This window comes from Nocardia alni, from assembly GCF_019038435.1.
GTDB classification, from domain to species: Bacteria; Actinomycetota; Actinomycetes; order Mycobacteriales; family Mycobacteriaceae; genus Nocardia; species Nocardia alni.
Window position 1 is genome coordinate 21,569 of sequence record NZ_JAGPOX010000118.1, and the last position, 9,086, is coordinate 30,654.

6 protein-coding genes are annotated in these 9,086 nt (G+C 66.6%); 2 read left to right on the plus strand and 4 right to left on the minus strand.

The annotated features are described in order from the left end of the window. Positions 1-8 precede the first annotated feature (8 nt). The 4 genes from JZ791_RS33140 to kdpF are packed head-to-tail and all read right to left on the minus strand — an operon-like array spanning position 9 to position 4,907. The gene (locus tag JZ791_RS33140; protein ID WP_216899943.1) at positions 9-989 is read right to left on the minus strand and encodes a potassium-transporting ATPase subunit C; all 981 of its coding nucleotides are present in this window, start codon (positions 987-989) and stop codon (positions 9-11) included. Next, complete coding sequence (gene kdpB / locus JZ791_RS33145) at positions 989-3,145, minus strand: potassium-transporting ATPase subunit KdpB (protein ID WP_216899945.1); 2,157 nt, start codon at positions 3,143-3,145, stop codon at positions 989-991. The genes JZ791_RS33140 and kdpB overlap by 1 nt, the downstream gene beginning before the upstream one ends. A 1-nt stretch (position 3,146) precedes the next feature. Next, positions 3,147-4,820 carry a potassium-transporting ATPase subunit KdpA gene (gene kdpA, locus JZ791_RS33150; protein ID WP_216899947.1) on the minus strand — a complete coding sequence of 558 codons (1,674 nt, stop codon included), beginning with the start codon at positions 4,818-4,820 and terminating at the stop codon, positions 3,147-3,149. Next, positions 4,821-4,907, minus strand: coding sequence for a K(+)-transporting ATPase subunit F (kdpF, locus tag JZ791_RS45435; protein WP_103557258.1), 87 nt, complete (start codon positions 4,905-4,907; stop codon positions 4,821-4,823). Positions 4,908-5,453: 546 nt separating this feature from the next. Between kdpF and JZ791_RS33160 the strand changes: the two genes are divergently transcribed. Together JZ791_RS33160 and JZ791_RS33165 are read left to right on the plus strand one after the other, a co-directional pair. Further along, on the plus strand, positions 5,454-7,991 hold the full coding sequence (locus JZ791_RS33160; protein ID WP_216899949.1) for a DUF4118 domain-containing protein: 2,538 nt from the start codon (positions 5,454-5,456) through the stop codon (positions 7,989-7,991). A gap of 245 nt (positions 7,992-8,236) precedes the next feature. Continuing rightward, positions 8,237-8,908: a response regulator gene (locus JZ791_RS33165; protein ID WP_216899953.1), complete on the plus strand. Its 672-nt coding sequence runs from the start codon at positions 8,237-8,239 to the stop codon at positions 8,906-8,908. Positions 8,909-9,086 lie beyond the last annotated feature (178 nt).

Here is a 9,086-nt window from a genome sequence, read left to right on the forward strand (position 1 = left end):
CTACGGGCCTAACTCTTCTTGGGGTACGGGAACTGCTTGTCCAGAGCCAGGTTCACCTGGAGCACGTTGACCACGGGCTCACCCATGAACCCGAGCGCACGGCCCGTCGTGTTGGCCTTGACCACCGCGCGGACCTGATCCTCGGACACACCGCGGGCCTTGGCGACCCGCGGAATCTGGATGTCGGCGTACGCCGGGGAGATATCCGGATCCAGGCCCGAGGCCGACGCGGTCACCGCGTCGACCGGCACCGGAGTGTGCACCGAGGCGTTGCCGCGGATCGGGATGATCTGCCCCTTCGAATAGTCCGTGCCGACCGTCGCGCACTGCACCTTCACGCCGTCATAGGTGTCCATGAACGGCTTCGGGTACAGCGGGCACGGCTCGTTGACGCTGATCACCTGGGAGGGGTTGTAGACCTCGCCACGCGAGTTGCGCGGGCCGAACACCGCGAGTACCGCACCGACACCGCTCGAGGTGCAGAACGGCCGGCTGCCGTCGACGTTCTCCCGGGCGCCCACAGTCGCGCTCCGGGTGCACACCGTGCTCAGCAGTGCCTGCGTGATGGTCACGTCCTTCTTGGGATTCTTCGTCCCGGTCGGATCATTCTCGGGATCGGCGCTGGTGATCGTGTCGACGATGCTTTCCGGGCCCTGGTTGCCGAATGTGGAGCTCACCGGGTCGTAGCCGTCCGGGATCGGGCTGACGCCCGTCTTCGGATCGACCGCGGGCACGGCATTGCTGGGGCGCGTCTGGAAGTACTGCACCAGCGCGTTGCCCTTACCGTCGGTGAAGGCCTGGCCGATCAGGCTGCTGCCGACGACCTTGCCGTTCTGCGTTATCAGCGACCCTTCTGCCTTGTCGTGCAGGCCGGGCAATTGAGCGATCGCGAAAACCACCAGCGGATAGGCGATTCCGCAGATCACCGTCAAGACGAGCAGCGCACGCAGCGCCGCCAGATGCTGACGAATCCAGGTCGACATTCTCATTAGGACATCCCCGGGAAGAATTGGATGATCAGGTCGATCAGCTTGATGCCGATGAACGGGGCGATGATGCCGCCTATGCCATAGACGTAGAGGTTGCGGCTGAGCAGCTTCGATGCGCTCGAGGGCCGGTAGTTGACACCTCGCAGCGCCAGCGGGATCAGCGCGACGATGACGAGCGCGTTGAAGATCACCGCGGACAGGATCGCGGTCTCCGGGCTGTGCAGACGCATGATGTTCAGTACGTCCAGGCCGGGGAACAGCGACACGAACATCGCGGGAATGATCGCGAAGTACTTGGCGATGTCGTTGGCGATGGAGAACGTGGTGAGAGCGCCGCGGGTAATCAGCAACTGCTTGCCGATCTCGACGATCTCGATCAGTTTGGTCGGGTCCGAATCCAGATCGACCATGTTGCCGGCTTCCTTGGCGGCGGAAGTACCGGTGTTCATGGCCACGCCCACGTCGGCCTGGGCCAGGGCGGGCGCGTCGTTCGTACCGTCGCCGGTCATGGCGACCATGCGGCCGCCCTCCTGCTCCTTGCGGATCAGGGCGAGCTTGTCCTCGGGAGTCGCTTCCGCGAGGAAGTCGTCCACGCCGGCCTCGTCCGCGATCGCCTTGGCGGTCAGCGGGTTGTCGCCGGTGATCATGACGGTACGGATGCCCATCTTGCGCATCTCGTCGAAGCGCTCGCGCATACCCTGCTTGACGACGTCCTTCAGATGAATGACGCCCAGCAGCTTGGCGACGCCGCTGCGCACCTCACCGACGACCAGCGGCGTACCACCGGAGGCGGAGATGCCGTCCACCGTCTGGCCCAACGCCGCCGGAACCTCACCGCCCTGCGAGCGCACCCATTCGGTGACGGCGCTGGCCGCACCCTTACGCAGCTGATGCCCGTCGGACAGGTCCACACCCGACATCCGGGTCTGGGCCGTGAACTCCACCCACTGCGCGCCGGTCAGCTCACCCGCACTGCGCTCACGCTTGTTGAACGCCTGCTTCGCGTACACCACGATCGAGCGGCCCTCGGGGGTTTCGTCCGCGAGGCTGGAAAGCTGTGCGGCATCGGCCAATTCGTCCGCGGTGACCCCGGGCACCGGCACGAAGTCCGAGGCCTGGCGGTTACCGAGGGTGATGGTGCCGGTCTTGTCCAGCAGCAGGGTGTTCACATCGCCGGCGGCCTCGACGGCACGGCCGGACATGGCCAGCACGTTGCGCTGCACCAGCCGGTCCATGCCCGCGATGCCGATGGCAGACAGCAGCGCGCCGATGGTGGTCGGGATCAGGCACACCAGCAGCGAGACCATCACGATGCCGGTGACGCCATATCCGTTGAGCGACTGCGTGTCCGGGACGCCCGGGTTGTTGGTCTTGGAAAAGATGGCCAGCGGCTGCAGGGTCGCGACGGCGAATACGAAGATGATCGTCAGCGCGGCCAGCAGGATGTTCAGCGCGATCTCGTTCGGCGTCTTCTGCCGCGAGGCGCCCTCGACCAGCGCGATCATCTTGTCGATGAACGAGCCGCCGGGCTCCTGGGTGATCTGGACAACGATGCGGTCGGACAGCACCGTGGTGCCGCCGGTCACGGCCGAGCGGTCACCGCCGGATTCGCGGATCACCGGCGCGGACTCACCGGTGATGGCCGACTCGTCCACGGAGGCAATGCCTTCCACGACATCACCGTCGCCGGGAATGACCTGTCCGGCCTCGACGACGACGTAGTCACCGCGCTGCAACTCGGGTGCCGCGACGCCCTCCTCGATCGCCTTCGTACCCGGCGACCAGTCGACCAGGCGCCGGGCGACGGTGTCGGTCTTGGCTTTACGCAGCGTGTCGGCCTGGGCCTTACCGCGGCCCTCGGCCACGGCTTCGGCCAGGTTGGCGAAAAGCACTGTGAGCCAAAGCCATACGACGATCGCCCAGGCGAAGAACGTCGGGTGCCGCACCGCCAGCACAGTGCTCCAGATCGCACCGATCTCGACGATCAGCATGACCGGATTCTTGTACAGCGTCCGCGGATCCAGCTTCTTCAGCGCATCCGGCAGCGACTTCAGCAGCATCTTGGGATCGAACATGCCGCCCGAAACCCGGCCCTTGTGAGCCACGACGGTCTGCTGCTCCTGCTCCGGAGTCTGATGAACGGTTGGAGTGGTCATATCAGTGGATTCCTTCAGCGAGCGGTCCGAGCGCGAGCGCGGGCAAGAAGGTGAGGGCGACCAGGATGATCGTCACACCAGCGACCATGCCGACGAACAGCGGCCGGTGTGTGGGAAGCGTGCCCTCGGACGCGGGCGTGTAGCCCTGCGTCGCCAGCGAACCTGCCAGCGCGAGAGCGAAGATGATCGGGATGAATCGTCCGAACACCATCGCCAAGCCCAATGCCGTATTCCACCACGGAGTATTCGCGGAGAGACCGGCGAACGCGGAACCGTTGTTGTTCGCCGCGGAAGTGAAGGCGTACAACACTTCCGACAGTCCGTGCGGGCCGGTGTTCGCCATCGCGGCGCGCTCCCCCGGCAGGGCCATCGCGACGCCGGTGCCGATGAGCACGATCAGCGGTGTGGTCAGGAAGTAGGCCGCGGCCAGCTTGATCTCGCGCGGGTTGATCTTCTTGCCGAGGTACTCCGGCGTCCGGCCGACCATCAGACCGGCGATGAAGACCGTGATCACGGCCAGGATCAGCATGCCGTACAGGCCCGAACCGGCCCCACCGGGCGCGACCTCGCCCATTTGCATGTTGAACATCGTCATCATGCCGCCGGTGCTGGTCATCGAGTCGTGCGCGGAGTCGACCGCACCGGTGGAGGTCAACGTGGTCGCGGCCGAGAAGGTCGCGGAATCCGAGACGCCGAAACGGTTTTCGACGCCCTCCATGGCCGCTCCGACCGCGGTCGGCACGGTGCCGTGATGGTGCAACTGGAAGAAGTTGGTCAGCACCAGGCTGAACAGGGCCAGCGATGCCATCACCGACACGATCGCCACACCCTGCTTGGCGCTGCCGACCATCCGGCCGAAGGTGCGCGGCAACGAGAAGCTGATCACCAGCAGCAGGAAGATCTCGACGAAGTTCGTCCATGCCGTCGGGTTCTCGAACGGATGCGCGGAGTTCACGTTGAGGAACCCGCCACCGTTGTTTCCGAGCAGCTTGATGACCTCCTGGCTGCCGATCGGGCCACCGGGAATCGACTGCTTACCCGTGTTGCCGACCGTGGTGGCGACCTGTGACCACAGATGGAAGTTCTCGATCACGCCACCACCGATCAGCACGATCGCGAAAACGAGCGACAAGGGCAGCAGAATCCGGATGGTCCCCCTCACGAGATCCACCCAGAAGTTGCCCAGCTCGGAGGTGCGGTTGCGCGCGAATCCGCGCACCAGCGCGACCGCCACGGCGACGCCCACGGCGGCGGACAGGAAGTTCTGCACGGTCAGGCCGCACATCTGCACGACGTGGCCCATCGTGGTCTCACCGGCGTAGTTCTGCCAGTTGGTGTTCGTCACGAAGCTGATCGCGGTGTTCCAGGCCAGGTCACCGGTCATCTTGGTGCCGGGATTGGACAGATGCAGCGGCAGATGGCCCTGCACCAACTGCATGAAGAACAGGAAAAGCACGCTGATCGCCGAGAAGGCCAGCACACTGCGGGCATAGACCGACCAACTCTGCTCGACCCCGGGTTCGACGCCGATCAGCTTGTAGATGACCCGCTCGGCCCGGCTGTGCTTGTCACTCGAGTACACCCGGTACATGTAGTCGCCCAATGGCACGTGGACCAGGGCGAGCGCGATGATCAAGGCCGCCGCGAAGACGATCCCCGCTGTAGTCGTGTTCACCTAGAACCTTTCGGGGTACAGCAGCGCCGCGACCAGATAGACAGCGATGCCGACGGCCAGAACCAGACCGATGATGTTCTGCGTCACAGCCGCTCAACTCCCCGTTGGATCAGCCCGAGCAGGGCGAAGATCGCCAGGGTTACCACCGTGAACACCACGACAGACATGTGTCGAACCTTTCTTGGACATACGGCGCACACGAATGCGCCGCAGTGAGTCAAGCGTTCAAATAGCCCGTTTTCGAGTGCCTTGACACCTTCTTAGCGCCTCGGACGCCCGCATTGACGGACCACTTACGGGTGTTCCCCACGTGTCGCCCGCAGGGCGTAAAGGTCGAGGTCAACGCCATCAAGAAAACGTCAATGCGGCCGAAGGGCGCGTCGGCGGCGGTAGACAGGGGGAAACCCGGCCGCATCCGCAGACCGGCCGTCTTTCGTTAACCAGGAGACGTCATTTGCCGGACCTCGCCGCGATGTGCAGCATGGCCGCGATAACTCCCGGACTTGCGTGCGGCGCGCTGATGACGGGCACCCGCACACCAGCGCTGCTCCCGCGCGTGCCGACGCGACGCGCCACGGCTGCGGTCCGCGTCCAACAGGGGCAACGGCCATACACGCGCGAGATGATGAACTGGTGAAACGCGGCCAGCTTCGCATCTACCTCGGCGCCGCCCCCGGAGTGGGCAAGACCTTCGCCATGCTCGGTGAGGCGCACCGGCGCCTGGACCGCGGCCGCGACGTGGTGGCCGCGGTCGTGGAGACGCACAACCGTCCCAAGACCGCCGAACTGTCCGAGGGCATCGAGCGCATCGCGCCGAAGATGATGGAGTACCGCGGCGCCACCCTGCCCGAACTCGACGTGGAGGCGGTGCTGCACCGCGACCCGTCGGTCGTGCTGGTCGACGAGCTCGCGCACACCAACGTGCCCGGTTCGAAGAACGAGAAACGCTGGCAGGACGTGCACGAACTGCTCGAGCGCGGCATCGACGTCATCTCCACGGTCAACGTGCAGCATCTGGAGAGCCTCAACGACGTCGTCGAGCAGATCACGGGCGTGGTGCAGCGCGAGACCGTGCCCGACTGGGTGGTGCGCGGCGCAGACCAGGTGGAGCTGGTCGACATCACCCCGGAGGCGTTGCGGCGCAGGATGTCCCACGGCAACGTCTATGCCGCCGAGAAGGTCGACGCCGCGCTGCGCAACTACTTCCGTCCCGGAAACCTCACCGCGCTACGGGAATTGGCGCTGCTGTGGCTGGCCGACCAGGTCGATGCCGCGCTGGCGAAATACCGCGAGGACCACCGGATCACCGACACCTGGGAGGCCCGCGAGCGCGTCGTGGTCGCGGTGACCGGCGGCCCGGAGTCCGAGACGATCGTGCGCCGCGCCAGCCGCATCGCCGCCAAGTCCAGCGCCGACCTGATCGTGGTGCACATCGTGCGCGGCGACGGCCTGGCCGGGGTGTCCACGCAGCGGCTGAACCGGCTGCGCGAGCTGGCCACCGGCATCGGTGCCAGTATGCACACCGTGACCAGCGAGGACGTCCCGAATGCCCTGCTGGATTTCGCGCGCGGGGTGAACGCCACCCAACTGGTTCTCGGCACCTCGCGGCGCTCACGCTGGGCCCGCATCCTGGACGAGGGTATCGGCTCCACCGTGGTGCAGCTGTCGGGCAAGATCGATGTACACATGGTCACCCATGAGGAGTCGAATCGAGGGTTCCGGCGACGGGCATTGCTGATGCCGCCGGAACGCAAGGTGGTCTCCTGGATCGCGGCGATCCTGGTCCCGGCGGCGATCACCGCGCTCTGCTATTTCCTCCTGGACAGCCATCTGGACCTGGCCGGGGAGAGCGCGCTGTTCTTCGTCGGCGTGATCTTCGTGTCGCTCGCCGGCGGCGTCGCGCCCGCCTCGCTCTCGGCGGTGCTGGGTGGTGTGCTGCTGAACTGGTTCTTCGTCTCCCCGCGCTACAGCCTGACCATCGCCGAATTGAACAACTTCCTGACCATCGTGGTGATGGCGATGGTCGCGGTCGCGGTCGCGGCGCTGGTGGACATCTCCAAGCGGCGAGCGACCCTGGCGCGCAACGCGTCCCGGCAGGCCGAGCTGCTGACCCTGTTCGCGGGGGCGGTGCTGCACGGCGCCGATCTGCACGGCCTGCTCGAACACGCTCGCGAGACCTTCGGCATGCGCGCGGTCAGCCTGGCCACCGAGAAGGACGTGGTGGCCTGTGTCGGGGACGAGCCCGCGCGCCGGGTCAGGGACGCCGACACCGCCATCGAATCCGGGGACGACCGGCACTGGCTGCTGCTCAACGGCCACGCCCTCACACCCGGTGACCGCATGGTGCTCGGGGCGGTCGCCAGTCAGGCAGCCGGCCTCGTCCGCCAGCGCCAGCTGTCGGACGAGGCCCAGGCCGCGGCCGGGGTGATCGAGACCGACCGGCTGCGCCGGGCGCTGCTGTCGGCGGTCAGCCACGATCTGCGCACCCCGCTGGCCGCGGCCAAGGCGGCGGTGTCGAGTCTGCGCAGCGACGATGTGGAGTTCTCCCCGGAGGACACCGCCGAGTTGCTGGAAACCGTGGAGGAGTCCATCGACCAGCTCACCGGGCTGGTCGGCAACCTGCTGGACTCGCAGCGACTGGCCGTCGGGGTGGTCAAACCCCAGATGAAACCGGTGTATCTGGAGGAGGTCGTGAACCGGGCCGTCCTCGGCATCGCCATGGGCTCGCGCGGGCTGCGCCGCGCCGCCATGGACCGGGTCAAGGTGGAGGTCGGCGATGTCGCCGTCCGGGCCGACAGCGGCCTGCTGGATCGGGTTCTGGCCAACCTGATCGATAACGCACTGCGGTACTCACCGCGCGACACGCCCATTCGGGTCACCGGCGAACGCACCGGAGACCGCGTGGCGCTTACCGTCGTCGACTACGGCCCCGGAGTGCCGACCGGACTGGAGGATCAGCTGTTCGAACCCTTCCAGCGGCTGGGAGACCGGGACAACTCCACCGGGATCGGGCTGGGCCTGTCGGTGGTACGCGGGTTCGTCGAGGCGATGGGCGGCGCCGTCCACGCCGAACCGACACCCGGCGGCGGGCTCACCATCGTCATCGATCTACCGGGCGTTCGACAGGAACCACGGGATACGCCAGACACAGCAGAGGAGACACTCAGGTGACGACACCCCGTGAGGGAGCTTCCGAGCGAATCGACGACACATGGCACGTCGCGCACGAGGGATTCGAGCGCCAGCGACTCGTGAGCGGAGCGCAGCGGAGCGAGCAATCAGCACAGCGCGCCTCGCGCACGACGCCGACGAGCGCCAGCGAGGACGGTGTAGTCAGCGATGCGGACCGCCTCGGCGCCGCGCGCGCCCACAGCGGGTCTCGCGATCACGACCAGGCCGGGGCCGTACCGACCAAGGTGCTGGTCGTCGACGACGAACCGCAGATCCTGCGCGCGCTGCGCATCAACCTGTCGGTGCGCGGCTACGAGGTGATCACGGCCGCCACCGGCGCCGCAGCGCTGCGGGCGGCGGCCGAGAAGCATCCGGACGTGGTGGTCCTGGATCTCGGCCTACCCGATATCGACGGCATCGACGTGCTGGCGGGCTTGCGCGGCTGGAGCCAGTCCCCGGTGATCGTGCTGTCCGCGCGCACCGACTCCGCCGACAAGGTCGAGGCCCTGGACGCGGGCGCGGACGACTACGTGACCAAGCCGTTCGGCATGGATGAACTCCTGGCCCGCCTGCGCGCCGCGGTGCGACGCGGCGCGACAGCCACCGAGGGATCGGATCCGATCGTGGAGACCTCCTCGTTCACCGTCGACCTGTCGGCCAAGAAGGTCATCAAACACGGCGGCGACGTACACCTGACCCCCACCGAATGGGGCGTACTGGAAATGCTCGTACGCAACCAGGGCAAACTCGTAGGCCGCCGCGAACTACTGCGCGAGGTGTGGGGCCCGTCATACGCCACCGAAACCCACTACCTGCGCGTATACCTCGCACAACTGCGCCGCAAACTCGAGGACGACCCATCCCACCCCAAGCACCTGCTCACCGAGGCCGGCATGGGCTACCGCTTCTGTGTTTAATGACTGTGTCTATTTGCCCCTCCGCTTCGCTCCGGGGCGGGTTTTCGGCGCCCTGGGGGCGCGTCGGTCGGGCACCGCTGCTTGCTCCTTCGTCGCCTACGCAGCGGTACCCGACCGACGCGCCGCGCCGAAAACTCCATTGTTATTGCCTCCGCCTAGGGGTTCCGGCGTATGGAGA

Bases quoted from the DNA above. Each gene is read 5' to 3' on its own strand.
- JZ791_RS33140 (WP_216899943.1), bottom strand. From the start codon at position 989: ATGAGAATGTCGACCTGGATTCGTCAGCATCTGGCGGCGCTGCGTGCG.
- kdpB (WP_216899945.1), bottom strand. From the start codon at position 3,145: ATGACCACTCCAACCGTTCATCAGACTCCGGAGCAGGAGCAGCAGACC.